The organism is Streptomyces rishiriensis (genome assembly GCF_030815485.1).
GTDB lineage: Bacteria > Actinomycetota > Actinomycetes > Streptomycetales > Streptomycetaceae > Streptomyces > Streptomyces rishiriensis_A.
In genome coordinates this window covers 2376643-2402578 of sequence record NZ_JAUSWV010000002.1, presented here as the reverse complement: position 1 = coordinate 2402578, position 25936 = coordinate 2376643, and the positions used below count along the sequence as shown (strand labels likewise).

At 72.0% G+C, this 25936-nt stretch carries 26 protein-coding genes; 13 read left to right on the top strand and 13 right to left on the bottom strand.

Translation table 11 applies throughout. The annotated features are described in order from the left end of the window. Positions 1 to 91 precede the first annotated feature (91 nt). Positions 92 to 1120 carry a 6-phosphofructokinase gene (locus QF030_RS13200; RefSeq protein WP_307162859.1) on the top strand — a complete coding sequence of 343 codons (1029 nt, stop codon included), beginning with the start codon at positions 92 to 94 and terminating at the stop codon, positions 1118 to 1120. An 18-nt stretch (positions 1121 to 1138) separates the two neighbouring features. Here QF030_RS13200 and QF030_RS13195 read toward each other — a convergent pair whose 3' ends face one another. Together QF030_RS13195 and QF030_RS40570 are read right to left on the bottom strand one after the other, a co-directional pair. Next, positions 1139 to 3049 carry an anthranilate synthase family protein gene (locus tag QF030_RS13195; RefSeq protein ID WP_307162858.1) on the bottom strand — a complete coding sequence of 637 codons (1911 nt, stop codon included), beginning with the start codon at positions 3047 to 3049 and terminating at the stop codon, positions 1139 to 1141. A gap of 128 nt (positions 3050 to 3177) precedes the next feature. Then, positions 3178 to 3234 (bottom strand): trp operon leader peptide, encoded by a 57-nt coding sequence (locus tag QF030_RS40570; protein WP_078912442.1) that lies wholly within the window; start codon positions 3232 to 3234, stop codon positions 3178 to 3180. Positions 3235 to 3330: 96 nt separating this feature from the next. Between QF030_RS40570 and QF030_RS13190 the strand changes: the two genes are divergently transcribed. Both QF030_RS13190 and QF030_RS13185 read left to right on the top strand, forming a co-directional pair. Then, positions 3331 to 4683 (top strand): class II 3-deoxy-7-phosphoheptulonate synthase, encoded by a 1353-nt coding sequence (locus QF030_RS13190; RefSeq protein WP_307162857.1) that lies wholly within the window; start codon positions 3331 to 3333, stop codon positions 4681 to 4683. Positions 4684 to 4804: 121 nt separating this feature from the next. Next, entirely contained in the window at positions 4805 to 5047 is a 243-nt protein-coding gene (locus QF030_RS13185; protein WP_307162856.1) for a (2Fe-2S)-binding protein, read from the top strand. Positions 5048 to 5055: 8 nt separating this feature from the next. Here QF030_RS13185 and bfr read toward each other — a convergent pair whose 3' ends face one another. After that, positions 5056 to 5535 carry a bacterioferritin gene (gene bfr, locus QF030_RS13180; protein ID WP_307162855.1) on the bottom strand — a complete coding sequence of 160 codons (480 nt, stop codon included), beginning with the start codon at positions 5533 to 5535 and terminating at the stop codon, positions 5056 to 5058. Between the two features lie 196 nt (positions 5536 to 5731). On the opposite strand from bfr, the gene QF030_RS13175 reads away from it, so the two are divergent. Next, positions 5732 to 6364: a sulfite oxidase-like oxidoreductase gene (locus QF030_RS13175; protein ID WP_307162854.1), complete on the top strand. Its 633-nt coding sequence runs from the start codon at positions 5732 to 5734 to the stop codon at positions 6362 to 6364. A gap of 36 nt (positions 6365 to 6400) precedes the next feature. Here the strand turns inward: QF030_RS13175 and QF030_RS13170 are convergent, their stop codons facing one another. The 5 genes from QF030_RS13170 to thiO form a co-directional block, all read right to left on the bottom strand. Next, positions 6401 to 7279, bottom strand: a complete 879-nt coding sequence (locus QF030_RS13170) for a deoxyribonuclease IV (RefSeq protein WP_307162853.1) — start codon at positions 7277 to 7279, stop codon at positions 6401 to 6403. 45 nt (positions 7280 to 7324) lie between these two features. Beyond that, positions 7325 to 9265 carry a Stk1 family PASTA domain-containing Ser/Thr kinase gene (pknB, locus tag QF030_RS13165; protein ID WP_307162852.1) on the bottom strand — a complete coding sequence of 647 codons (1941 nt, stop codon included), beginning with the start codon at positions 9263 to 9265 and terminating at the stop codon, positions 7325 to 7327. Between the two features lie 137 nt (positions 9266 to 9402). Next, a complete protein-coding gene (locus QF030_RS13160) occupies positions 9403 to 10197 on the bottom strand; it encodes a thiazole synthase (protein WP_307162851.1) in 795 nt (264 codons plus the stop codon). A gap of 3 nt (positions 10198 to 10200) precedes the next feature. Then, on the bottom strand, positions 10201 to 10401 hold the full coding sequence (gene thiS / locus QF030_RS13155) for a sulfur carrier protein ThiS (RefSeq protein ID WP_307167553.1): 201 nt from the start codon (positions 10399 to 10401) through the stop codon (positions 10201 to 10203). Between the two features lie 32 nt (positions 10402 to 10433). After that, positions 10434 to 11600 carry a glycine oxidase ThiO gene (gene thiO, locus QF030_RS13150; RefSeq protein ID WP_307162850.1) on the bottom strand — a complete coding sequence of 389 codons (1167 nt, stop codon included), beginning with the start codon at positions 11598 to 11600 and terminating at the stop codon, positions 10434 to 10436. Between the two features lie 160 nt (positions 11601 to 11760). Between thiO and QF030_RS13145 the strand changes: the two genes are divergently transcribed. The 6 genes from QF030_RS13145 (at position 11761) to QF030_RS13120 (ending at position 16725) form a co-directional block, all read left to right on the top strand. After that, entirely contained in the window at positions 11761 to 12111 is a 351-nt protein-coding gene (locus tag QF030_RS13145) for a hypothetical protein (protein ID WP_307162849.1), read from the top strand. 32 nt (positions 12112 to 12143) lie between these two features. Next, positions 12144 to 13391, top strand: coding sequence for an NAD(P)/FAD-dependent oxidoreductase (locus QF030_RS13140; protein ID WP_307162848.1), 1248 nt, complete (start codon positions 12144 to 12146; stop codon positions 13389 to 13391). Between the two features lie 59 nt (positions 13392 to 13450). Next, complete coding sequence (locus tag QF030_RS13135; protein ID WP_307162847.1) at positions 13451 to 13816, top strand: Rv2175c family DNA-binding protein; 366 nt, start codon at positions 13451 to 13453, stop codon at positions 13814 to 13816. A gap of 76 nt (positions 13817 to 13892) precedes the next feature. Further along, the gene (gene thiE / locus QF030_RS13130; RefSeq protein ID WP_307162846.1) at positions 13893 to 14540 is read left to right on the top strand and encodes a thiamine phosphate synthase; all 648 of its coding nucleotides are present in this window, start codon (positions 13893 to 13895) and stop codon (positions 14538 to 14540) included. Between the two features lie 212 nt (positions 14541 to 14752). Then, a complete protein-coding gene (gene metF, locus QF030_RS13125; protein WP_307162845.1) occupies positions 14753 to 15631 on the top strand; it encodes a methylenetetrahydrofolate reductase [NAD(P)H] in 879 nt (292 codons plus the stop codon). Between the two features lie 56 nt (positions 15632 to 15687). Beyond that, positions 15688 to 16725, top strand: coding sequence for an SCO2102 family sporulation regulator (locus QF030_RS13120; RefSeq protein WP_307162844.1), 1038 nt, complete (start codon positions 15688 to 15690; stop codon positions 16723 to 16725). A 118-nt stretch (positions 16726 to 16843) separates the two neighbouring features. Here QF030_RS13120 and QF030_RS13115 read toward each other — a convergent pair whose 3' ends face one another. The 5 genes from QF030_RS13115 to QF030_RS13095 all read right to left on the bottom strand — a co-directional run bounded on the left by QF030_RS13115 (position 16844) and on the right by QF030_RS13095 (position 23192). Next, positions 16844 to 18316: a phytoene desaturase family protein gene (locus QF030_RS13115; protein WP_307162843.1), complete on the bottom strand. Its 1473-nt coding sequence runs from the start codon at positions 18314 to 18316 to the stop codon at positions 16844 to 16846. Between the two features lie 38 nt (positions 18317 to 18354). Next, positions 18355 to 18969, bottom strand: coding sequence for a DUF4126 domain-containing protein (locus tag QF030_RS13110; RefSeq protein ID WP_307162842.1), 615 nt, complete (start codon positions 18967 to 18969; stop codon positions 18355 to 18357). A 416-nt stretch (positions 18970 to 19385) separates the two neighbouring features. Beyond that, a complete protein-coding gene (locus tag QF030_RS13105; RefSeq protein WP_307162841.1) occupies positions 19386 to 20012 on the bottom strand; it encodes a TetR/AcrR family transcriptional regulator in 627 nt (208 codons plus the stop codon). A gap of 44 nt (positions 20013 to 20056) precedes the next feature. Then, a complete protein-coding gene (locus tag QF030_RS13100; RefSeq protein ID WP_307162840.1) occupies positions 20057 to 22141 on the bottom strand; it encodes a YhgE/Pip family protein in 2085 nt (694 codons plus the stop codon). After that, positions 22113 to 23192: an ATP-binding cassette domain-containing protein gene (locus QF030_RS13095; RefSeq protein WP_307162839.1), complete on the bottom strand. Its 1080-nt coding sequence runs from the start codon at positions 23190 to 23192 to the stop codon at positions 22113 to 22115. Before QF030_RS13095 ends, QF030_RS13100 begins: the two co-directional genes overlap by 29 nt. Before the next feature lie 174 nt (positions 23193 to 23366). On the opposite strand from QF030_RS13095, the gene QF030_RS13090 reads away from it, so the two are divergent. The 3 genes from QF030_RS13090 to QF030_RS13080 all read left to right on the top strand — a co-directional run bounded on the left by QF030_RS13090 (position 23367) and on the right by QF030_RS13080 (position 25638). Continuing rightward, complete coding sequence (locus QF030_RS13090; protein WP_307162838.1) at positions 23367 to 23930, top strand: SAV_6107 family HEPN domain-containing protein; 564 nt, start codon at positions 23367 to 23369, stop codon at positions 23928 to 23930. Between the two features lie 191 nt (positions 23931 to 24121). Beyond that, entirely contained in the window at positions 24122 to 24949 is an 828-nt protein-coding gene (locus QF030_RS13085; protein WP_307162837.1) for a methyltransferase, read from the top strand. Between the two features lie 275 nt (positions 24950 to 25224). After that, positions 25225 to 25638 carry a DUF3040 domain-containing protein gene (locus QF030_RS13080; RefSeq protein WP_307162836.1) on the top strand — a complete coding sequence of 138 codons (414 nt, stop codon included), beginning with the start codon at positions 25225 to 25227 and terminating at the stop codon, positions 25636 to 25638. Positions 25639 to 25936: the final 298 nt, after the last annotated feature.

Below are 25936 nucleotides of genomic sequence, written 5' to 3'. Positions count from 1 at the left end.
AACGGAATTGGCCGCGCCGAGGCATATCTGTGTGACCTGGATCACCATTACCGTGACCTTCGTCGGCCAACCGCGGCGAAGGGACACTTCCATGCGCGTCGGAGTACTGACCGGAGGCGGGGACTGCCCCGGCCTCAACGCCGTCATCCGGGCGGTCGTCCGCAAGGGCGTCCAGGAGTACGGCCATGAGTTCGTCGGGTTCCGCGACGGCTGGCGGGGCCCCCTGGAAGGGAGGTCGATCCGCCTCGACATCCGCGCCGTGCGCGGCATCCTGCCCCGCGGCGGCACGATCCTCGGCTCCTCGCGGACCAACCCCCTCAAGGAGGAGGACGGCATCCGCCGCATCAAGGACACCCTCGCCCGGCAGGAGATCGGGGCCCTGATCACCATCGGCGGCGAGGACACCCTGGGGGTCGCCGCCCGTCTCTCCGACGAGTACGAGGTGCCCTGCGTCGGCGTCCCGAAGACCATAGACAACGACCTGTCCGCCACCGACTACACCTTCGGCTTCGACACCGCCGTGGGCATCGCGACCGAGGCCATCGACCGGCTGCACACCACCGCCGAGTCCCATATGCGCGTCCTCGTCGTCGAGGTGATGGGCCGTCACGCCGGCTGGATCGCCCTGCACTCGGGCCTGGCCGGCGGCGCCAACGTCATCCTCATCCCCGAGCAGCGCTTCGACATCGAGCAGGTCTGCGCCTGGGTGACCTCCCGCTTCCGGGCGTCGTACGCCCCCATCGTGGTCGTCGCCGAGGGCGCGATGCCCAGGGACGGCGACGTGGTGCTCAAGGACGGGTCGCTGGACTCCTTCGGACACGTCCGGCTGTCCGGCGTCGGCGAGTGGCTCGCCAAGGAGATCGAGCGGCGGACGGGGAAGGAGGCCCGTACGACGGTCCTCGGCCACGTCCAGCGCGGCGGCACGCCGAGCGCCTTCGACCGCTGGCTCGCCACCCGCTTCGGCCTGCACGCCATCGACGCCGTCCACGAGGGCGACTTCGGCACGATGGTCGCCCTGCGCGGCACGGACATCGTCCGCGTACCGATCGCCGAGGCCACCGCGCGACTGAAGACGGTGGACCCGCAGCTGTACGCGGAGGTCGGCGTGTTCTTCGGCTGACCCGCCGGCGGCCGGCCGCTAGCGTGCCGGCCGCGGCTCGGCGCACACCCGGGCCACCAACTCCCGCACCACGGACACCCCGTTCAGCGTGAGCACCGACTCCGGATGGAACTGGACGCCGGCGATCGCGTTCATGGCCGCGCCGTCGGTCCGGCGCGGCCCGCGCAGCGCGTGCACCTCGCCGTTCGCGGCCCGGCTCACCTCCACCCCGTGCGCGGCGGCCAGCTCCTCCAGCGCCGCGTCGTCGCACAGCGCCACGAAGCTGTTGTAGAACCCGACGGTCTCCGCCCGCCCGAACAGGTCCACGGTCGTCTGCGCCCCCTGGTAGGGCACCTCCTTCCGCACGATGTCCAGCCCCAGTTCCGCCGCGATCAGCTCGTGCCCGAGGCAGACCCCGAGGACACCGTGCCGGTGCTCCCGGATCACCCGCGCGGTCAGCTCCCGCAGCAACCGCATCTTCGGGTCGCCCAGGTCGGACGGGTCACCGGGGCCGGGGCCCAGCACGACCGGCCCCTCGTGCGCCAGAACCGAGGCCGTCAGCCCCGGCTCGTCGTAGCGCCGGACGCTCACCTCGAGCCCGCTCGAGCGCAGCACGTGCGCGAGCATCGCGGTGAAGGTGTCCTCGCCGTCGACGACGAGCGCGTGCCCGGTCAGCTCCTCCGTCCGCTCCTGCATCCGCAGCCAGAACGGCGCCAGCGAGGCGCGCCGCCCGTCCAGCGCCGCCCGCACCCGCGGGTCGTCGGCCAGCCGGGGCCGCGCGTCCGCCGTCCCGGGCCTGCCCGGCAGGACACCGAGCGCGGCCAGCACGCCCGCCGCCTTCGCGTGCGTCTCCGCGACCTCGGCCGCCGGATCCGATCCGCGGACGAGCGTGGCGCCCACCGGCACCCGCAGCCGCCCGGCCCCGTCGATGTCGGCGGTACGGATGAGAATGGGGGAGTCGAGGGTCTGCGCCCCGCCGGCGTCCCGGCCCAGCAGCGCCAGCGCGCCTGCGTAGTACCCCCGCCCGACACCGTCCGGCCCGACCGGCTCGTACCGTTCGATGACCCGGCAGGCGTTCTGCACGGGCGAGCCCGTGACGGTCGCCGCGAACATGGTCTCCTTCAGCACCTCCCGCACATCCAGCGAGGACCTGCCGCGCAGCTCGTACTCCGTGTGCGCGAGATGCGCCATCTCCTTCAGCCGGGGCCCGATCACGACCCCGCCCATGTCACCGACGGTGCACATCATCTTGAGCTCCTCGTCGACGACCATCGACAGCTCCTCGATCTCCTTGCCGTCGGCGAGGAAGTCCAGCAGCCGCTCCGGAGTCGGGCCCTCCGCGGGGTACCGGTACGTCCCGCTGATCGGGTTCATCACGACCGTGCCGCCGGACATACGCACATGCACCTCGGGGCTGGCTCCCACCAGCGTCCGGTCCCCGGTGTGCACGACGAACGTCCAGTAGGCGCCGCGCTCGCCCTCGAGGAGCCGCCGGAAGAGGGCCAGCGCGTCGGCGCGGCCGAACCCCGGGATCCGTCCCCGGTACGTCCGCCGGATCACGAAGTTGGCGCCCTCGCCGCGGCCGATCTCGTCCCGCAGCACCCGTCCGACGATCTCCGCGTACTCCTCGTCGGCCACGTCGAACCCGCCGTCCTCCACGCGCACGTCCCGGACCGGCAACCGGTCGAGGGCGTCGGCCAGGGGCAGGACGTGACGCTCCTCGGGAACCAGCACCGCCAGCGGGGTGCCGTCGTCGCGGACGTCGAAGCCGCGCTCGCGGATCTGCCGGAACGGGACCAGCGCCAGGCCCTCCTCGGGCAGGTCGGCAAGCCGGTCGTAGGTGGCGACCGGGCCGAGCAGCACCTCCACGGTGTCCGCGTCGTGGCCGGGGGTGCGGCGGCGGAGCAGGGCGAACGGGCGGTCGTCACGGAGCAGTTGCGCCAGGTCCATGGGGGTTCCTCTTCCGTCGATGTCGTCGACGCCGATCGATGTCGGTGTCGGTATCGGTGAGGAACGGCCCCGGACACGCCGAAGGCCGCCCCTCGGGCGGCCTTCGCGAAGTCTTGCGTACGCGCAGTTCAGTGGGCCGCCGGATGAGCGGTCCACCACCAGTTCTGGGTCGAAAGCGCGAACATGCGACGCACCCTACCCCACGCGCACCTGAGCGGGAGGGCGTCTCACCTGTCGAGCCGGGCGAAAACGACTCGACACGACCCCGTAATGTTGAGGGCGTGACCGTGAACGCTAAGACCAGCGCGAGCGCTGGCAACACCTGGCGAGACCTGCCCGCGGCGCAGCAGCCCGAGTACCCCGACACCGAGGCTCTGCGCGCAGTGATCGCGGACCTCGAGTCGTATCCGCCGCTCGTCTTCGCGGGCGAGTGCGACCAGCTGCGCGCCCGGATGGCGGCCGTCGCCAAGGGAGAGGCGTTCCTTCTCCAGGGCGGCGACTGCGCCGAGGCCTTCGACGGCGTGTCCGCCGATCACATCCGCAACAAGCTCAAGACGCTGCTCCAGATGGGCGCCGTGCTGACGTACGCCGCCTCGGTGCCGGTCGTCAAGGTCGGCCGCATCGCCGGCCAGTACTCCAAGCCGCGCTCCAAGGGCACCGAGACCCGCGACGGCGTGACCCTGCCGACGTACCGGGGCGACTCGGTCAACGGTTTCGACTTCGACGAGAAGTCCCGCATCCCGGACCCCGAGCGCCTGAAGCGGATGTACAACGCGTCCGCCTCCACGCTCAACCTGGTGCGCGCCTTCACCACCGGCGGCTACGCCGACCTGCGCCAGGTGCACGCCTGGAACCAGGACTTCGTGAAGTCGTCCCCGTCCGGTCAGCGCTACGAGCAGCTCGCCCGTGAGATCGACCAGGCGCTGAACTTCATGCACGCCTGCGGGGCCGACCCGGAGGAGTTCAAGACGGTCGAGTTCTTCTCCTCCCACGAGGCGCTGCTGCTCGACTACGAGTCCGCCCTGACCAGGGTCGACTCCCGCACCGGGCGGCTGTACGACGTCTCGGCGCACATGGTGTGGATCGGCGAGCGCACCCGGCAGCTGGACCACGCGCACATCGAGTTCGCCTCGAAGATCCGCAACCCGATCGGCATCAAGCTCGGCCCCACGACCACGGCCGAGGAGGCGCTGAAGTACATCGAGCGCCTCGACCCCGACCGTGAGCCCGGTCGGCTGACCTTCATCGTCCGCATGGGCGCCGACAAGGTCCGCGACAAGCTGCCCGAGCTGGTCGAGAAGGTCAGCGCCTCGGGTGCGACCGTCGCCTGGATCACCGACCCGATGCACGGCAACACCTACGAGGCGGCCTCGGGTCACAAGACCCGCCGGTTCGACGACGTGCTCGACGAGGTCAAGGGCTTCTTCGAGGTGCACAAGGGCCTCGGCACCCACCCGGGCGGCATCCACGTGGAGCTGACCGGTGACGATGTCACCGAGTGCGTGGGCGGCGGCGACGAGATCTTCGTCGACGACCTGCACCAGCGCTACGAGACGGCCTGTGACCCCCGGCTGAACCGCAGCCAGTCCCTGGACCTGGCCTTCCTGGTGGCGGAGATGTACCGGGACCAGTGACCCCTGATCACAGGAGTGGGGCGCGGATCACATACGACCGCGCCCCACTCCACTTTTGTGGCCCGTGGCCGCCGGGTAAGGTTAGGTTAGCCTTATTGATCTCGGCGGGAGGTGAATCCGCGTGTTCGTATGCAGCTGCTTCGGCGTGACCGAGGCGCAGGTCCAGCAGCACGCGGACAACGGAGCCTGCACGCCCCGCCAGGTTGCCTCCGCCTGCAAGGCGGGCACGGACTGCGGGTCGTGCGTCCGTCGCATCCAGGCGATCCTCGGCCGGGGCGCCGGTCCGCGCCGGGACCTGGCCGACCGGGGCAGCGCGGTGCTCGCCGAACTCGAGGAGTTCGAAGAGCTCGAGGAAGCGGCCTAGCCAGGGCCTCAGCTCTCCGGCTGCTCGATCAGCTGCGCGAGGTACAGCGCCTCACCGAGCTTCTCCACCAGCTCCAGCTGGGTGTCGAGGTAGTCGATGTGGTGCTCCTCGTCCGCGAGGATCGACTCGAAGATGTTCGCGGACGTGATGTCGCCCTTCTCGCGCATCACCTTGATCCCGCGCTTCAGCCGGTCGATCGCCTCGACCTCGACCTGTCGGTCGGCCTCGAACATCTCCTTGACCGTCTGCCCCACCCGCACATGGAAGAGGCGCTGGTAGTTCGGCAGCCCGTCCAGGAACAGGATCCGGTCGGTGAGCACCTCGGCGTGCTTCATCTCGTCGAACGACTCGTGCCGGGTGTACTTCGCGAGCTTCGTCCAGCCGAAGTTCTCCTGCATCTTCGCGTGGAGGAAGTACTGGTTGATCGCGGTGAGCTCACCGGTGAGCTGCTCGTTGAGGAACTCGATGACCTCGGGGTCGCCCTGCATCGCAGAGGCTCCTTCCACGTGGGGTACGGGGTGGGAATCGGGGAGACTGCCGCCGCATGATTGCACCGGCGTGGAAGATCGTCCAGTAAGTGCGTACTTAGTAAGTTAGTGCATGCTTAGTAGCAGTTGCCCGATTCGGGATATGCCCGGTCATGGCTGGTCATGTGCACCGTCCAGGGTCTGTCAGGATGGAGTCATGGGTCAGCCGGTGGAGCGCGAATCTGGAGAAGAAGCAGTGTCCGAGCTTCCGCCGGGACAGCGACTGCAGCGGGGATGGCCCGTCACGCACTACGGCCCGGTGCCCAAGTTCCGGCCCGAACGCTGGGAGTTCAGGGTGTTCGGCGCCACCGCCGACGGTGAGAAGCGCTGCTGGGACCACGACGGGTTCACGGCTCTTCCGTACGCGTCCGTCGTGGCCGATCTGCACTGCGTGACGAAGTTCAGCATGCTCGGCGCCGAATGGGGCGGGATCCCGGCCCGCACCATCCTGGAGAGCGCCCCGCCCGCCCCGAACGTCACCCATGTGATGGTATGGGCGGAGTACGGCTTCAGCTCGAACCTGCGGCTGTCGGACTTCGCCGCCGAGCGCACGATCTTCGCCACCCACAAGGACGGCGAGCTGCTCACCGCCGAGCACGGCTTCCCGCTGCGGCTGGTCGTACCGCACCTCTACGCCTGGAAGGGCCCCAAATGGGTCCGGGGCGTCGAGTACATGACCGCCGACCGCCGTGGCTTCTGGGAGGAGCGCGGCTACCACAACCTCGGCGACCCCTGGAAGGAACAGCGCTACTCCTACCAGGAGGAGCCGGGCGACGGCCCCGAACTCTGAGCTCCCCGGCACGGCGTCGGCCGTCCCGGGATTCCGTCAGCCGTCCCGGAGCTTCTTCAGCCGTTCGACGTCCGCCGCGTGTCCCTCTTTGCCGCCGGGTGTCTCGATGATCAGCGGTACGCCCGCGGTGGCCGGGTGGGTCATCAGCGCCCGGAAGGGGTCCTCCCCGATGTGACCGGCGCCGATGTTCTCGTGCCGGTCCTTGTGGGCGCCGGCCACGTCCTTGGAGTCATTGGCGTGGATCAGCTTCAGCCGGCCCTCGCCGACCGTGTCCACCAGCAGATCGAGGGTCTGGCTCATACCGGCCGGGCCGGTCAGATCGTGCCCGGCCGCGAAGATGTGGCAGGTGTCGAGGCAGACGCCCAGCTTCGGATGGGCGTCCAGCGCCTCGAAGTACGGCCCGAAGTCCCAGGTCCGGGAGCAGAGCGAGGCGCCCTGGCCGGCGGTGGACTCGAGCAGCAGGAACGGGTCGTCGTCGTGGGTCAGCTCGTCGAGCAGCGGCAGCAGATACTCCCGCACCTGCTTCAGCGCCACGGACCGGTCCCGCCCGCCCGTCGCGCTCCCCGTGTGCACGACCACGCCCAGCGCGCCGATCTCCCGGCCGCGGCGCAGCGAGTGCCGCATCGACTCCACCGACTTCTCGGCCGTCGCCTCGGTGTGCGAGCCGAAGTTGATGAGGTACGGCGCGTGCACGTACACCGGGACCGACTCTGCCGCGCACGCCTCCCGGAAGGCCTCGTCCTGGCGCGGGTTGCCGACGGGAGTGGCCCAGCCGCGCGGGTTGGCGACGAAGACCTGGACCGTCTCGGCCCGGAGGTCGTGCGCGTACGACATCCCCACGTCGTGCAGACCGCCGGCCACGGGGACGTGACTGCCGATGGGGTTGCGGGTGGGGAAGGGGGCTCGAGAACTCACCTGTTCAGGGTGTCATGCCCCGGGCGGTGCCCCGGCACCGCACGGTCACCGGATGGTGATCGTGATCGTCGAGCCCTTGGGCGCCGTGTCGCCGCCGTCCACGGACTGGCTCTTCACGGTGTCGCCGAACAGTCCGAGCAGTCCCCGGTCCTCCTCGACCTCGAACCCGGACTCCTCCAGGAGCGACTTGGCGTCGTCGACGCTCGCGCCGACCACGTCCGGGACCTCGACCAGCTCCGGTCCCTTGGACAGCGTCAGCGTCACCGTGTCGCCTTCGGCGGCCTCACTGCCCTCCTCCGGGGTCTGCGCCGCGATCAGGCCCTTGTCGAACTCGGAGTTGACCTGCCCGGTGGCGACCTTCACCTTCAGGCCGGCCTCCTCCAGTTCGGCCTTCGCGTCGTCCAGGGCATCGCCGGTGACGTCCGGAACGTCGACCGGACTGCCCTTGCTGACCACGATCGCGACCGCGGTGCCCGCCCGGCGCTTCGTACCCGCCTCCGGGTCGGTGCTGATCACGAAGCCCTTGAGAACGTCCTCGCTGAACTCCTCGGTGACCAGACCCGGCTCCAGGCCGTCCGTCTTCAGCAGCTCCTCGGCCTTGTCCAGCCGGGAGCCCTCCACGTCCGGCACCTTCACGATCTCGGGGCCGTCGGAGACGGTGAGCGACACGGAGTCGTGCTTGCGGATCCGGGCGCCCGGGCCGGGGTCGGTGTCCATGACGGTGCCGCGCTTCACGGTGTCGCTGTGCTGGTGCCGCACCTTGCCGACCTCGAGGCCGGCGGCTTCCAGCCGGTTCCTGGCCTCCGCCTCCTTCTGCGTCAGCACCGCGGGGACCTTGGTGAACTGGCCGGAGTTGATGTACCAGACGCCGGCGCCCACGCCGAGGACCAGCAGAACGGCGGCGACGAGCGCGAGCACCCCGCGCCGGGGCCGTGCGGTACGGCGCCGGGGCGGCAGGGGTGGTCCGCTCTGGAAACGGGAGGTGCGGTTGAGCGGGTCCTCGCCGTCGGCGGGGTCGTCGTCGTTGACGGGCAGCGGACGGGGCACGGTGAGCGAGCGCGGGATCACGCTCGTCCGGTCGTCGGCGTTGTCGTGCCCCCCGGAGACGGCCTGCGGCGGCGTCGCGTCCAGCTGGTCCACGGTCAGCGCGGCGCGCGCCTCCCGTACCTGCCCGAGCAGCGCGACGGCGTCGTACGGGCGGATGCCGGGGGTGCGGGCGGTGGCCGACGCCACGAGCTCGTCCAGCTCGAACGGCATCCCGGGGACGAGGGCGGACGGCGGCGGAACGTCCTCGTGGAGGTGCTTGTAGAGCACGATCGCGGGGGAGTCGCCGTCGTGAGGCTTCTCACCGGTGAGCATCTCGTAGAGCACCACCCCGCACGCGTACACGTCGACCCGGGGGTCGGCGGCGCCGGGCTGCTCGATCTGCTCGGGTGCGAGATAGGCGACGGTGCCGAGCACGGCTCCCGTGGTGCTGGTCACGGTGTCGACGGACCGCACCAGACCGAAATCCGCGACCTTGACCCGCCCGTCGTCCCCTATCAGGACGTTCTCGGGCTTCATGTCCCGGTGCACGAAGCCGGCCCGGTGCGCGGCGCCGAGCGCGGCCAGCACGGGCTCCAGGATGTCGAGCGCGGCCCGCGGCTGGAGCGCCCCGCGCTCCCGCAGGACGTCCCGCAGGGTGCACCCGGCGATGTACTCCATGGCGAGATAGACGTACGACCCGTCGGCACCCTGGTCGAACACCTGAACGACGTTCGGGTGTGCGAGCCGGGCGACGGACTTCGCCTCCCGGATGAACCGCTCGACGAACGCCCCGTCGGCGGCGAGCGCCGGATGCATCACCTTGAGCGCGAGCACGCGGTCCAGGCGGGTGTCCACGGCCCGGTAGACCGTGGCCATCCCGCCGACCGCGATCCGCGCCTCTACGCGATACCGGCCGTCGAGCAGTTGCCCGACCAGAGGGTCCTGAAGGGTCGTGTCCACGCAGGTGAGTGTACGAGCCGCCGCCGACACCTCCGCCGGTTCCACCGCGATCGCAGCGCTACTGGAGCCGACCTGTGACGCAACCCACGGCTCCCGCGACTCCCGTATCCGAAGACCGGACGGTAGGGGTGCGGCGGTCAGAAAGCGGGGCGCTCGGGGTCCAGCACGGCCCGGCCCTCCACGGGCGAGGACGCCTCCGCGAAGTAGCGGGGCGGGATCCGTCCGGCCAGCCGGGCCAGCCTTCCCGCCTCGACGCCGGCCCGCATGGCCGACGCCATCCGCTCGGGGTCCCGGGCCCGTGTCACCGCCGACGCCAGCATCACCCCCGCACACCCCAGCTCCATCGCCAGCGCCACGTCCGACGCGGTGCCCGCCCCCGCGTCCAGGATCACCGGCACGCGCGCGTGCTCGACGATCAGCTGGAAGTTGTGCGGGTTGCGGATGCCCAGGCCGGAGCCGATCGGGGAGCCCAGCGGCATCACCGCCGCGCACCCCACGTCCTCCAGCTTCCTGGCCAGCACCGGATCGTCGTTCGTGTACGGCAGCACCGTGAACCCGTCGTCCACCAGCGTCTCCGCCGCCTCCAGCAGCTCGATCGGGTCAGGCAGCAGCGTGCGCTCGTCGGCGATGACCTCCAGCTTGATCAGCTCGGTGCCCAGCGCCTCCCGCGCCAGCCGGGCCGTCAGCACGGCCTCCCCGGCCGTGAAGCATCCCGCCGTGTTCGGCAGCACCCCGATGCCGAGCCGCTCCAGCACCGACAGCACCGAACCGTGCACCGAGGGGTCCACCCGGCGCATCGCGACCGTCGTCAGCTCGGTCCCGGACGCCACCAGCGCCCGCTCCAGCGCCTCCGGACTGGACGCACCCCCCGTACCCATGATCAGACGGGACGAGAAGGACCTGCCTCCGAGGACGAGAAGATCGTCGGCCATGGCTCAGCCTCCCTGGACCGCGGTGAGGACTTCCACCCGGTCACCGTCGCGCAGCGCCGTGGACGGCCACTGCGCGCGCGGTACTACGGTCTCGTTGAGCGCGGCGGCCACCCCCGAGGGCGCCGGCGTCAGGGACCGTACGACGCTGTCGAGGGCCGTGCCGGGAGCGAACTCGCGCGGCTCCCCGTTCACCGAGACACTCACGCGGGCGTGTCCCCGGGTGTTCCCGTGGGCGTTCATGCGGGCTGCTCCGAGAGTGCGGCGGCGCCGAAGCGCCGGGGCGTGAAGGGGCGGGCCTCGTCCGGGAGCTCCCCGGTGGCCAGGGCGTGCGCCATCGCGTCACCCGTCACCGGCGTCAGCAGCACGCCGTTGCGGTAGTGGCCGGTGGCCAGCAGCAACCCCGCGAGCTCCGTCGGCCCGAGCAGCGGCGCGTTGTCCGGGGACCCGGGCCGCAGTCCCGCGCGCGTCTCCGTGAGCGGCAGCTCGGTGATCCCCGGCACCAGCTCGTGGGCGTCGCGGAGCAACTCGTACACACCCCCCGCCGTCACCGTGGTGTCCCAGCCCAGCTCCTCGCTGGTCGCCCCCACGACCAGTTCGCCGTTCTCCCGGGGGACCAGGTAGACCTGGCTGCCGCGCACCACGGCCCGCACGGTCCGGTTGAGGAACGGCGCGTGGCGAGGCGGCACGGTCAGCCGCAGCACCTGGCCCTTCACCGGCCGTACGGGAGGCAGCACGTGCTGCGGCACCCCCGCGAGCCGTCCGCTCAGGCTGCCGCCGGCGAGCACCACCTGGCCCGCCGCCAGCGCCGTACCGTCGCTCGTGACGACCCCCGTGGCGCGCTCGCCGACGACGGACAGCCGCTCGGCCCGCACGCGGTGGAAGGCCACCCCGGCCAGCTCGCACGCGGCCACCAGCGCCGCGGTCAGCCGCCGCGGGTCGATCTGGTGGTCGCCGTCGACCCGCAGGCCGCCCCGCACCCCGGGGGCCAGCATCGGCTCCAGACGCCGGCACTCGCGCCCTGACAGCCACTCCGACTCCAGCCCCGACTGCCGCTGAAGGGCGTGCAGTTCGCGCAGATGGGCGCGGTCGTCGGAGTCCAGCGCGACCGCGAGCGTGCCGCAGCGCCGGTAGCCGAGGTCGTGCCCGGTCAGCTCCGTCAGCTCGGCCGCGAACTCCGGATAGCGGCGGGCGGAGGCCAGGTTGAGGCCGAGCAGGGTCTGCTCGCCGTGGTGCAGTTCCGTGACGGCGGCCAGCATCCCGGCCGCCACCTGGGCGGCCCCGCCGCCCGGCGCCGGGTCGGCCACCGCCGTGGCGAAGCCGCGCTGCGCGGCCCGCCAGGCCGTGACCAGCCCGATGATCCCGCCCCCGATGACGAGGACGTCTGACGTACGTGGAGACGACATGGGCGTCCAGCCCCTCCCTTCGCCGGCATGACCCGGATCAGGTTCGACGGTCGGAGGCCGCCAGCCTCCCTCTCAGCCCGGTGCGTCCGGACTCCCGCGTGTGCTCTAGGTTGGCCACCCTAGCCCGTGGTCCGGCGCCTCTGTAAGGGAGCCCTTCGTCATGCCCCGCTCGCTGGACGGCCTCGTCCTCGCGCCCGTCGCCGACCAGGCCCCCGGTCAGGTCGGCACCCGCACCCGCTTCACCTACCACGAGCGCGGCGGCGAGATCTGGGCGGAGTACGCGGGCGGTGACGTCGTACGCGGGCATCTGGTGGGTACCCGCGAAGAGGACCGGCTCGACTTCCGGTACGTACAGCTCAAGCACGACGGGACGACGTCCTGCGGGCACTGCGTCTCGACGGTCGTGGAGCTCGCGGACGGACGGGTGCGGCTCGAGGAGAGCTGGGCGTGGGAGTCGCAGGAGGGCAGCGGCACCAGCGTTGTGGAGCAGGTCACGACGCACGACGGCTGACTGACGTTTCGTCAGCCGCCTAAGGTGATCAGGTGAACGAGCAGAGGCGGGAAGAAGGCGGCCGGGCCGCGCGGCGCGTGGTGGTCGTCGGCGCGGGCATGGCCGGGGTGCAGACCGCCGTGGCCCTGCGTGAACAGGGCTTCGACGGCACGGTGACGCTGATCGGCGCGGAGCCCCACCAGCCCTACGACCGGCCACCGCTGTCCAAGGCGGTCCTGCTCGGCAACGCGGAGGGCTCCGCCTTCGACGTCGACTTCGAGGGACTCGGCATCGAGTTGGTGCTCGGCCGCGAGGCCGACGGCCTTCGCCCCGCCGACCACGAGCTGGACACCGGGGCCGGGCCCGTCCCCTACGACGTCCTCGTCCTCGCCACCGGCGCCGAACCGATCCGGCTGCCCGGCGCCGAGGGCGTGCCCGGCGTGCATCTGCTGCGCACCCTGGACGACGCCGAACGGCTGCGGCCCGTACTCGTCCGGCAGCACGACGTCGTGGTCGTCGGCGCCGGGTGGATCGGCGCCGAGTTCGCCACGGCCGCGCGGGAGGCCGGCTGCGCGGTCACCGTCGTCGAGGCCGCCGACCGGCCGCTGGCCGGGGCCCTGCCCGCCGAGGTCTCGGCCCCCATGGCCGCCTGGTACGCCGACAGCGGCATCGATCTGCGCACCCACGCGCGCGTGGAGCGCGTCGAGCCCGGCGCGGTCGTCCTGGACGACGGCTCCCGGCTGCCCGCGGGCGCCGTCGTGGTCGGCATCGGCGCCCGCCCGGCCACCGCCTGGCTGGCCGGCTCCGGCGTCACGCTGGGCGCCCATCGCGAGGTCGTGGCCGACGCCCATCTGCGGACCTCCGTGCCCGACGTGTACGCGGTCGGCGACTGCGCCTCCTTCCCCTCGCGACGGTACGGCGAGCGGCTCCTCGTCCATCACTGGGACAACGCCCTCCAGGGGCCGCGCACGGTGGCGGCGAACATCGTCGGCGCCGCCACCGACGAACCCCTGGCCGTCTACGACCCGGTCCCGTACTTCTGGTCCGAACAGTTCGGCCGCTTCGTCCAGTACGCCGGGCACCACGTCGACGCCGACCGCGTCCTGTGGCGCGGCGACCCCTCGGGGCCGGCCTGGTCGGTGTGCTGGCTGCGCGAGGACCGGCTGGTCGCCCTGCTGGCCGTGGGCCGGGCCCGCGACCTCGCCCAGGGAAAGCGGCTGATCCAGGCGGGCACGCCCATGAACCCGCGGCTCCTCGCCGACCCGGCACGGCCTCTGAAGGCGGCGACGGCGGCGGTCTGACCGCCTGGTCGGACCGGCCCGACTTCCGACTGTCAGCGGCAGATGGCAGGCTTGTTCCCGTGACCGAGATTGACGCAAAGACCGATGCTCTAGTCCCCGCCTGGCTCACCGTGCCCGACATCGCGGAGATGCTCGATGTCGACGTGATCCGCGTCCGGCAGCTCATCAAGGACGGCCAGCTCATCGCCGTGCGCCGTGGCGAGAACCGCGCGCTGCACGTCCCCGCCGCCTTCATCGACGGGGACCAGGTGGTGAAGGGCCTGGTCGGGACCCTGACCCTGCTGCGGGACGACGGCTTCAAGGACGAAGAGATGCTCGAGTGGCTCTTCACCCCCGACCCGAGCCTGCCCGGTACGCCCGCGCAGGCTCTGAGTGAGAATCGCGGCACGGAGGTGAAGCGCCGCGCCCAGGCGCTCGCCGTCTGATCCGCGTATTCGAACCGACACACCCGGCGTACGGGGGCGCTCGCTCCCGTACGCCACCGCCTGGGGGGATTTCCGCATGTCCGACACCGCCCGCACCGGCCTTTCCGACGCCCTGCTGTACCTCTGCACGGACGCCCGCACCCGACAGGGCGATCTCCCGGAGTTCCTGGACGCGGTCCTCGCGGGCGGTGTCGACATCGTCCAGCTGCGTGACAAGGGCATCGAGGCGGCCGAGGAGCTGGCGCACCTCGAGGTGTTCGCCGACGCCTGTGCCCGCCACGGCAGACTGCTCGCGGTCAACGACCGCGCGGACGTCGCGCACGCGGCCGCCGCCGGCGTGCTCCACCTCGGACAGGGCGACCTGCCCGTTCCCGCGGCCCGCGCGATCCTCGGCGAGGACGTCCTCATCGGCCGCTCGACGCACACCGGGGCGGAAGCCGAAGCCGCCGCCGTCCAGGAGGGTGTCGACTACTTCTGCACCGGTCCGTGCTGGCCCACCCCCACCAAGCCCGGCCGGTCCGCCCCCGGCCTCGACCTGGTCCGGCACACGGCCGCCCTCGGCACCGACCGACCCTGGTTCGCCATCGGCGGCATCGACCTCGGCAACCTGGACGAGGTGCTGGCGGCGGGCGCCCGCCGGGTCGTCGTCGTCCGGGCGATCACGGACGCGGACGACCCCGGTGCCGCGGCCGCGGAGTTCGCGAAGCGGCTGCGGGCGGCGTGACCCGGCCGGCCCCGACCGGCACGGCGGAACGTCCGGTGCGACCGGTACCACGGGTGCCGCCGGTCCATCTGGTACGGCTGTCCAAGGGATGGACAACAAGTCGACAATCCGGGCAAATTTCCCGCATCCGGTTGGGGGACCGCCCACCCCTGGCTAACCTGCGGGTATGGCCCTAGGAACCGCATCCACCCAGGACGGACCGCGCGCGCACCGTGCGCGACATCCTCGCGACCGGCAAGAAGACGTACTCGTTCGAGTTCTACGCGCCGAAGACGCCCAAGGGTGAGCGGAGCCTGTGGAACGCGCTGCGCAGGGTCGAGGCGGTCGCCCCCGACTTCGTCTCGGTGACCTACGGCGCCGGCGGCTCCACCCGGGCGACCACGGTCAGGGAGACCCAGCAGATCGTCGTCGACACCACCCTCACGCCGGTCGCGCACCTGACCGCCGTCGACCACTCCGTCGCCGAGCTGCGCAACATCATCGGCCAGTACGCCGACGCCGGGATCCGCAACATGCTGGCCGTACGGGGCGACCCGCCCGGTGACCCCATGGGCGCGTGGGTGCCGCACCCCCAGGGACTCACGTACGCCGCCGAACTCGTGCGGCTCATCAAGGAGTCGGGCGACTTCTGCGTGGGCGTCGCCGCCTTCCCCGAGATGCACCCGCGCTCGGGCGACTGGGACACGGACGTCACGCACTTCGTCGACAAGTGCCGGGCCGGCGCCGACTACGCCATCACGCAGATGTTCTTCGAGCCCGAGTCGTATCTGAGGCTGCGCGACCGGGTCGAGGCGGCCGGCTGTGTGACTCCGGTCATCCCCGAGGTCCTGCCCGTGACGAGTGTGAAGATGCTGGAGAGCCTGCCCAGGCTCAGCAACGCCCACTTCCCGGCCGCCCTGAAAGAGCGGATCCTCACAGCCAAAGACGATCCGGCCGCTGTACGCTCCATTGGCATCGACTTCGCCACGGAGTTCTGCGCTCGGCTGCTGGCCGAGGGAGTGCCCGGACTGCACTTCATCACACTCAACAACTCCACGGCGACGCTGGAAATCTACGAGAACCTGGGCCTGCATCATCCGCCGCAGGCCTAGACCGGTCGCATCCAGGTACGACACACTGCGTAGCGGCCACTGGGAGAGGGGCGTACATGGGCTGGACGGTCCTCTACATCGCGTTCGGCATGGTCGCGCTGTGGCTGCTCGGCGAGGTTCTGCTGCAGTACAAGGCCCGGCTGCGCTGGCGGCTGCTGGCCTTCGTGGGCTTCCTCGGCGTCGTCCTCGGTGTACTGATCCCGTCGGTCGTCGTCATCGCGCTGGGCGCCGCCGCCTTCGCGGTCGGCCAGACCTACGTCACCCTGTCGTTCCGGCGCGGCTTCGCGGAGGGCTGGGCCTTCCGGCGCGGGGAGTCGGACACGGACGGTGAGGGCGGGACCGTCCCCAAGCGCCGCCGCGGCAAGGCCGAGCGCAAGGACCCGGCACTCGAGGGGTCCGGCCTGGAGGCGGAGGCGGCCGGTTTCGGCTCCGACTCCGCGTACGGCACCGACGACGTGGCGTTCGGCCAGGACAAGAACGCCTTCGCCGACAAGAACGCCTTCGGCGACGACGACTACGACCGGGACGACGTCTTCACGCCCGCGGCCCGTGGCGCCGACCCCTCGGCCGCCGAGACCACGTCCGTGTACGAGCCTCAGCCGCTGCCCGACGACACCGGCTCCTACGGCATATACAGCGACACCGCGTACGCGGCCGCCGCGGGCCAGGGCCAGGCGCAGGGTCAGCCGCAGGACCAGTACGCCACGGCCGCCCAGAGCACGGACCAGAACTACGGATACGACACGTACTCCGGGTACCCCCAGCAGCAGTACGGCTACGACGCCACCGGCGAGCAGCAGTACGCCGCCTACTCCGACCCGTACATCGGCACGCAGACCTACGGCGGCGGCTCCTACGACGCCGGCTACGGACAGCAGCAGTACGGGCAGCAGGGCTACGGCCAGGAGCAGTACGGCACCGGCGGCTACGGAGAGACCCCGGCCGGCGGCGTCTGGGTCCCGCAGCAGCGCAGCACCGACGACCCGCTGGGCGGCGAACTCCCGCCCGAGCAGCAGCAGTACCCGTACCAGGGTGACGGCCAGCAGCAGGGGCACGGCCAGGGCACCGGCTACGACGAGCAGTATCGGTTCTGACGGCCCCTTTCACCCGTGAGCGCCTCCTGCCGTGAGCGTCTCCCGGCGGTGGCACCTCCTGCCGGGGACGGCTCCTGTCGGGGACGCCTCCTGTCGGGACGCCGGGAGCCCTGGACGCTCACTGTGAGCCCCGGAACTGCGGGCCCTCCACGATCAGTCCGGACACCAGCGCGCCCGACATGCCCGCGTGCGGCAGTCCGCCGCCCGGGTGCGACCAGCCGCCGACGGTGAACAGCCCTTGCAGGCCCGTGGAGTTGGCGGGATGCAGCAGCCGCCCCCCGGCAGCCGCCAGCGCCGGCGCCGGGACCGCGCCACCCGCCGCGCCGGTCTCCCGCGCGATGTCGGCGGGGGTGCGCACCTCGCGCCACAGGACTCGGTCGCGCAGACCGGGGACGGCTCGCTCGGCGACGGCGACCAGCGCGTCCACGTGCTCCTCGTGGATCTCCGCACCCGCGGGGACCACCGCTCCGAGCGTGACGGCCTCATGATCGCCGTCCGGGACCAGGGCCGGGTCGTCGGGCCGCAGAACCGTCACCGTCGGCCGTGCGGGCACCGACGGCGCCGTACCGAAGAGGCTCTCCAACTCGCCGTCGCGGTCCACCGAGTGCGCCACCGTCCGGTGCGCCGTCCCCTGCGGCCGGGCGCCGCGCAGCGCGAGCAGTACGGTCAGCCGGCTCGGCAGGCCCCGCTGCGGGCCGACCTCGCCGTCCGCGCGGGCGGGCAGACCGGCGGCGCTGCCGGGAGCGACCACGAAGTCCGCCTCCCGCGTTTCGCCTCCGGCGAGTTCCACGCCCACCGCCCGGCCGTCCTTCTCCAGGATCCGGGTGACCTCGGCGCCGAAGACGAACTCCACCCGGCGGGCCAGACACCGCTCGTAGACCGCTCGCACCAGCTCCCGCATCCCCCCGCGCACGTACCAGGTGCCGAAGGCGTGCTCCATGTACGGCAGCACGGCCGCGCTCGCCGGGGTGACCCGCGGGTCCAGGCCGTACGCGAGCGCGTGCCCCTCGAGCAGCGCGCCGAGCCGGGGGTCACGCAGCTCCCAGGCGCCGACCTCGGCGAGGGTGCCCGCCCGGCGGGTGCGCAGCAGGCGTTTGTGCGGGACCGCCGGGTACGGCTCGCGGGCGGCCAGCACCGACCAGTCGTCCCACAGGGGCTCCTCCAGGAGCGGTCTGCGGGTGCGGTCCCAGGCCTCGCGGGCCCGGACCAGGAAGTCGCCCCAGCGCTGCCCGGCCGGCGCCCCCAGCGCCTCGTCCAGCGCCGCCACGACCCCCGCGCGGGAGGCGTTCGGCAGCGCCACCTCGGTACCGTCCGCGAAGACGTGCCGTGCGGACGGATCGACCTGGACCAGCTCTACGCAGGCCTCCAGTGGCTCCTTGCCGGTCTTGACGAAGAGGTCGCGGTAGACGGCGGGGAGGGGCAGCAGACCGGGACCGGTGTCGAAGCCGAACCCGTCCCGCTCGAAGCGGCGCACCGCTCCGCCGTACGTCTGCGTACGTTCGAACACCGTCACCCGGTGGCCCGCGACGGCCAGCCGGGCGGCCGCCGTCAGCGCGCCCGTCCCGGCGCCGATCACCGCAATCCCTGCCATGCCCGCGACTTTATCGGCCACCACCGACAGCGACCCCGTCAGCCCGGCGGCGGCCACGGGAGCCGGGAGAGCCGGCGTTCCTCCCGCCGCTGGGCCCTGCGCCGCAGGAACCGGCGGATGCGTGAGACGAGGAAGAAGAGGACCGCCAGACCGGCCAGCAGCAGGGCCCCCGCGATGACCGCGGCCGCCTCCGGGTGGAACATCGCGAACGTCACGATCCCGGCGACGCCGAGATCCTCGGCCAGGCTCACGATCACATTGCTGAACGGCTCCGGCGAGGAGTTCACCGCCATCCGGGTGCCGGCCTTCACGGCGTGGCTGGCCAGCGCCGTCGAACCGCCGAGCAGGCCGGCCGCCGCGTCGGAGAGCGAACCGCTCTGCCCGGCGAGCACCGCCCCGACCCAGGCTCCCGCCGCCGGCCGGACGACCGTGTGCACGGTGTCCCACGCGGAGTCCACGTACGGGATCTTGTCGGCCACCGCCTCGCACAGGAAGAGGACGCCGGCGGCTATCAGCACCTCGGGGCGCTGGAGCGTCTCGGGGACTTCGTCGCTCAGGCCGGTCGCGCCGAACACGCCGAGCAGCAGCACCACCGCGTAGGCGTTGATGCCGCTGGCCCAGCCGCTGGTGAACACAAGGGGGAGTACGGACACGGACGCGATCGTAACCAGTCGGCCGCGCGGCGTCCTGAGGTTGAGTGCGCAGAGCTGAGTACGCGTACCTAAGAGGTGAGTTGAGTACGCGCGCGGATGGGGGCCGACCTGCGCGAACGAGAGAGTGGGGGCACGGAAAGAGGCGCGGCTCCGGCACCGGCGACACGGGGCGCCGGAACGGAGCGGCCCTCGATCCGCTCCTTCCGCCGGCCGGTTCGGCGGGAGCGAGGCGCGGGGGGCACCCCGGGGGAACGACCGAACGGGGGAACGGCGGGGGAGGGAACGGGGGAACGGGGGAGCACGAGGAAGCGCCGGTCCGAGGCGGCCCACGGGGGACGTGGCCACCGCGGACCGGCGCTTTCGTGTGTCCACGCGCGCGTGGTGCGGTTCAGCGCCGCACCACGCGCACGTGCGTGCTACCGGTGACCGCTCACCCGGCCCTGGAGCAGCCGGGACAGCGCCGAGTGGACGTCGTCCAGGGACCGCTCCGGCTGGAAGGCCTGCCAGTCCAGCGCGGCCACCAGCACCATGCCCACCAGGGCGGCGGCCGTCAGCTGGACATCGATCTCTTCGCTGAACTCGCCGTTCTCGACGCCCTCCCGCAGAACCCCCTCGACGACGGCCACCGCCTCCTGCCGGACCACCATGAGGGTGGACTGCCAGGCCCGGTTGGTACGCCACAGCTCGGCCACGTAGAGCTGGGTGAAGGACGGGTAGCGGTCGATGAAGACGAGGCCCGCGCGGACCATCGCGTCCAGGGCGTCGACCCTGCTGCCGCCGTTTCGCGCGGTGCGCTCGGCCGCCTCCCGCAGCGAGGCGGTGAGCAGGCCCACGCCGTGCCGCAGCAACTCCTCGAAGAGGACCGACTTGCTCGCGAAGTTGTAGTAGACCGTGCCCTTCGCGACGCCGGCCCGTTCCGAGATCTCGTCCACGGTCGTCGCGGAGAAGCCCTGCTCGGCGATGAGCGTGACGGCTGCCTCGTAGAGCTTCTGCCGGGTGGCCTCGCGGCGGGTGCGGCCGCCCGGGGTGGTGCTGCTTTCCATGCTCCCGATTGTCACAGGAACCCGGCCCGCCGGACGCCGCATCCTCACAGGCTCAGCTCCGGGTGCAGCCGGTCCAGTGTCCACACCTGACGGCGGCGCGCCGACAGCGCGGTCAGCGCCAGGGCGCCCACGGTGAAGGCGACGAGCACCACGCACGCGTGCCACACCGGAGTCAGGCCGCCGCCCGTGATCAGCCTTCTGAGCGCGTCGACGACGTGACTCATCGGCAGGTAGGGGTGGATCGCGTTGAAGAAGCCGGGGCTGGTCTGCACGGGATAGGTGCCGCCCGCCGACGTCAGCTGCAACATGAGCAGAGCGAGCACGAGAATCCGGCCCGCAGCCCCGAAGCGCGCGTTGAGCCACTGGACGAGGGCGGCGAAGCACGCCGTCACCAGGAACAGGAAGCCCAGCGTGCCGGCCGCCCGCGCCATCTCCAGGCCGATCGCCCAGTGCAGCACGGCCATCAGGGCCGTCGTCTGGAGCACTCCGATCGCGACCACCGGCAGCCAGCCCGCCAGCGCGATCCGCCAGGCCGGGGCGCCCGCGGCGAGCGCGCGCCGGTTCATCGGCGCGATCAGCATGTACGCCACCATGGCGCCCACCCACAACGACAGCGGGATGAAGTACGGGGCGAAGCCGGTGCCGTAGTTGGGCGCCTTGTGCAGGTCCTGGGAGGCGAGCTGTACGGGGTCGGCCATGACGGCGGTGCGGGCGTCGCGCTGCCGCGTGTCGTAGTCCGGGATCTGCTCGGCGCCGTCGTGCAGACCGTCGGCGAGCTTTCCGGAGCCGTCGGAGAGCTTGAAGATGCCGCCGTTGAGATCCTGGGCGCCCGTCTCGAGCTTGGTGACGCCCGCGTCGAGGTCCACCGATCCCGTCTTGGCGGTGCCGAGCCCGGTGTGCAGCGTCTTGGCGCCCTTGGCGACCTTCGCCGCTCCCGTGTTGAGCGCGTTGACCTTGGTCACGGCGTCGTCGAGGTCCTCCGAGAGGTGCGGGGCGCTGTCGGCGAGCGACTGTGCCTGCTTCTGGAGGGCGGCGAGGTCGGTGCGCAGCGACTTCAGGTCGCCGTCCTGATCGGCGATCAGCGTGTTGACGTCGTCGGCGACCTTCGCCACGTCGGCGGCGGCGTCCTTGGCCTTCTTCAGATCGGCGCAGGCGGGGTCGGGCAACACCGGCGTCTCACAGCGTGCCCTGTGCACGGCGGCGAGGGTGTCCGAGGCCGTGTGGGCGCCCTCGGCGGCGGTCGGCGCCACCTTCACCAGGGTCGCGAGGTTGTCGCGGATCACCTTGGCCGAGTCGGCGACCAGTTGGGCGGTGTCGCCGATGGTCTTCTCGTTGTCCTTGACGAAGGGCCCCACCGTGTCGGCGATGCCGTTGACCTTGTCGGCGAGTGTCTGGGTGCCGTCCGCGACCTTCTGCGAACCGTCCTCCAGGTCGTCGGCGCCCTTGTCGAGCTTCTTCAGGCCCTTCGCCAGCTTGCCGCTGCCGTCCTTGGCGTCGCCCAGCCCGTCGGCGAGGTCCTTGGAACCCTTCTCGGCCTTCCCTATGCCGCCGGTGAGGTCGTCGGCCCCGTCGGCGGCCTTCGCGGTCGCTCCGTGGATGTCGGAGAAGGAGACGAAGATCTTGTCCAGGAAGGACCGCGAGGTCTTCGTGGACGCGGCGGTGCGCACCTCGCTGAAGACCGTTCGCGAGATCTGCCCGACGATGTAGTTGTTGGCGTCGTTGGTGCGCACCTGGAGGGCGCTCGTCTCGGGCGAGTCGCCCGCGCTGGAGGCGATCCGTCCGCTGAAGTCGGCCGGCATGGTCAGCGACAGGTAGTACCTGCCGTCCTCCACGCCCGCGCGTGCCTCGGCGGCACTCACCTCGTGCCAGTCGAAGACCTCGCTGTCGCGCAGGCCCTTGGCGATGTCGTCCCCGGCGCTGATCCTCTTCCCGTCGGCGCTGGCGCCCCGGTCGTCGTTCACGAGTGCCACGGGGATGCGGTCGAGACGGCCGTACGGGTCCCAGAAGGACCACAGGTACAGCGCGCCGTACAGCAGGGGCAGCAGCAGGAGCGCGACGAGAGCGGCCCGTGGAAGCCTGCCCCGACCGAAACGCCGCAGCTCAAGCGCGGCCAGACTCGGCGATCGCATCCGTCTTCTCCTCTTCCTGCTCGGTCCCGGTGGACTCGGTCCTGTGCGCGGTCCCGGTCTTCTGATCGGTCCCGGTCGGCGTGTCGGACGGGGTGGTCTTGGCGGACACGGTGGTCTTGGCGGCTTCGACGGCTTCGACGGCTTCGACGGCTTCGACGGCTTCGACGGCTTCGACGGCTTCGACGGGTGCGGCGGGCTCGGCGGACTCGGCGGGCTTCGTGGAGTGCGTGGACCGAGAGGTCATGTCGGAGTCGGCCGTGGTCTCCTCGGCGGATCCGGCCGTGGTCTCGTCGCGGGAGTCGACCGCGGCCTCCCGGACCCGGACACGGGTCCCGGCGGCGGTCGCCCGGTCGAGCGGCACGGGCCGCGGGCCGGTGGAGACCGCGACCGCGCCCTCGGGCGCGGCGCCGCACACCGCGAGGACCGTCGTCCCCGCTTCGGCCAGGGACCTGAGCAGCGCCCAGACCTCCTCCCGCTCGGCGTCCGTCAGCTTCAGGTCGATGTCGTCGACGCCGAGCAGCCGGGGACGTCCGATGAGCGCCAGCGCCACGGACAGCCGCAGCGCTTCCAGGCGCTCCAGGTCGCGGACGGCGGTCCGTGACCCCTTGGGCAGGGCATCGCGGTCGAGCCCGGCGGCGGAGAGCGCGGCGTCGATCCGCTGCCCCACTGCGGCCCGCCGCTCCGCGCGAGGCCGCAGCAACTCCCGTACGGGACCGCCGAACCGCCGCTCCAGCAGCGCCCGTTCGCGCAGATGCTCCCCGACGGTCAGCGCCGGGTCGAGGTCGGTCACGCCGGCGACGTGTGCGAGCGCGGCGACGCCTCGCACGGCCGCCGACTGCTTCGGCAGCCGTGCCCCGCCCACGGTCGCCGTGCCCTCGGTGGCCTTCATCCGCCCGGTGAGGGCGAGCAGCAGGCTGGTCCGGCCGGAGCCGGACGGTCCCTCGACGGCGATCAGCGAACCCGGCTCCGCGTCGATGCCGATTCCCCGGAACGCCCATCCGCGAGGGCCTCGGAGCCCGAAGCCGTCGGCGGTGACACCGACCCCGTCCACAGGTCCCCCTGGTGGTGATTAATTGAACTGACTGGTCAGTGCAAAAACTAGCCCGAACCTTCGATCGAAGCAAAACCCCAGGTCAGAACGGATTGTCAGTGCCATACCCCACGATGGGCACATACGGCAACCCGTATCAGGGCGTGCCGTCACACAGACGACAGGAGGTTCGTCATGGCCACCTACCACGCAGCCGCCGCAAAGCGGCGCCGCGCCACCGGCCCTGCCCCCTCACTGAACGGCCCGGCGAGCGACGTGCACCCCGTGCTTCGGCGCACCACGGCCCCACCCGCCGCCCTCGATCTGCTCGCCCAGGCCCGCGCCGGGCTGGACGAGGCGGCCGTCCTCGAAACCCCGAACGAGCGATACGCCACGGCCCACCTCGCCGCCCTGCGCACCGCGGCGGCCGTGCTCGCCGCCCGGGGCCGCCCCGATCCCTCCCCGCGCCGCCGGGCCCGCATCCGGAGCGCCTGGGAAGTGCTCCCCGAGATAGCGCCCGAACTCACCGAGTGGAGCGCCCTTTTCGCCTCCGGCGCCAGGCGCCGCGCCCGGGCCGAGGCGGGCATCCAGGGCGCGGCCACCCGCCGGGACGCCGACGATCTGATACGCGACGTGGCGATGTTCCTGCGCCTCGTCGAACGGATGCTGGTGCTCCAGCCGGTCCTTCCGCAGCCACGCCAGGAAGAGGAGAGCCCGGGCGGCTCCGGTGCGGGGCACGACCTGCCGGACGCGGGCTGACATGGGCCGCCGCCGGGGGCGCCACCGTGACCGGACCGAGGTCCCGGAGGCAATAGGGTGGAAGGCGCCTGAAGCCGTCCCTGCGCCCACCTCGCCCCGCCCGCTCACCTGGCCGGGTCGGACCGGGCCGGGAAGGCAGTCCGTTCGCTCCGCCGCGCAAGAGGCGGTGCCGCGCCGAGGAGTCAACTGCCGTGTCGGACCCGATGCGCCCGCCCGCCTCCCCTCACAGCCCGCACCCGACGCCGCCACGCTCCGACCCTCCCCGGCCCCGCGCCGCGCTCCGTACGGCCGTGGTCTGGGAGGTTCTCCAGGAGGCCCTCGAGCGCCGGGTCAAGGCGACCGGGCGTGAGTCGCTCGACGTCCTCGACACCGGCGGCGGCAGCGGCAACTTCGCGGTGCCCGTCGCCCTGCTCGGGCACCGGGTCACCGTCGTCGACCCCAGCCCCAACGCGCTGTTCGCCCTGGAGCGCCGCACCGCCGAGGCCGGCGTCGCCGATCGCGTCAAGGGCGTCCAGGGCGACGCCCACGGGCTCTTCGACGTGGTCGAGCGGGGCGGCTACGACGCGGTCCTGTGCCATGGCGTCCTGGAGTACGTGGACGACCCGGCCGAGGGCGTCCGCAACGTCGTGGCCGCACTGCGCTCCGGGGGCGTCCTCAGCCTGCTCGCCGCGGGGCTCGGCGGAGCAGTGCTGGCACGCGCCCTCGCCGGCCGCTTCAAGGAGGCCCGGCAGGCCCTCACGGGCCCGGACGGCCGCTGGGGCGAGGGCGACCCCGTGCCGCGCCGCTTCACCGCCGAGCAGCTCACCACGCTGGTCGAGGGCGCGGGACTGCGGGTCGGATCGGTGCACGGCGTGCGGGTCTTCGCCGACCTCGTCCCCGGCGTGCTCGTGGACACCGAGCCGGGCGCACTGGAGGCCCTGCTGAAGCTCGAGGAGGCCGCCGCCGAACTCGCCGCCTTCCACTCCGTGGCGACCCAGCTCCACGTGCTGGGGGAGACGCGGGGGGTCGACGGGACCTGAGCGCCTCCTGGGGCGCACCGCTGATCAGGGCCTTGGCTGCGCATGGAGTACGCCACAGGCCCCCCGTTCGGGCGCGGTGCGCCGTATGATCGAGGGAGACCGCCCGGCATGACGGGTCGGCTCCTGGGGAATGAAACCTCAGCGGGCCGGGACGTCCATGGCGGGCTCCGGTTGGCCAATTGGCGTAGAGGGGCGGGTTTCACGGGGGCGATTCCCTGCCTATCCTGAAGGGACCCCCCGGGTCGCCCCGGCGACTGCACGATGAGGAGGACTCCGTGCCGCTCTCGGAGCACGAGCAGCGCATGCTCGAGCAGATGGAGCGAGCGCTGTACGCCGAAGATCCCAAGTTCGCGTCGGCGCTCGAGGGAAGCGGGCTGCGTACGTACACCCGGCGTCGGGTCTACCAGGCGGTCGCAGGCTTCCTCGTGGGTATCGCGCTCCTCATGGCCGGTATGGTCGCCAAGCAGGTCTGGCTGAGTGTGGTGGGCTTCCTCGTCATGCTGGGCTGTGCGGTTCTCGCCGTGACCGGCTGGCGCAAGGCGCCCAAGCCGGGTGAGCAACCCGCGGCAGGCGCCGCAGGAGCCCCGGGCACCCCGCACGGTCGTGGTCAGGGTCGGCAGAAGCGCTCCATGATGGACCGGATCGAGCAGCGCTGGCAGCGCCGCCGTGACGAGCAGGGCGGTCACTGACACCGCAGCACCACCCCCATGCGTGGAAACATCGAGGGGCGACCACCCGACCGGGTGGCCGCCCCTTCATCGTTGTGCCGCCACAGCCGCGTGCCCCCGGCCCTCCTCCCAGAGCCCGTACAGGCCCCTCGCAGGGCTGTACTACAAGGCTGCACGGCCCTACACGGCTACGCGGCAGTGCTTGGCCTGACACACAGGCCCGCACACGGACTCGGCGCACGGGCTCCTGCCAATGCCGGTCTCTGCCCGAGACCGGCCAGGGCCTAGTCCGCCAGGGCCGAGACCGGCTTCACCTGGA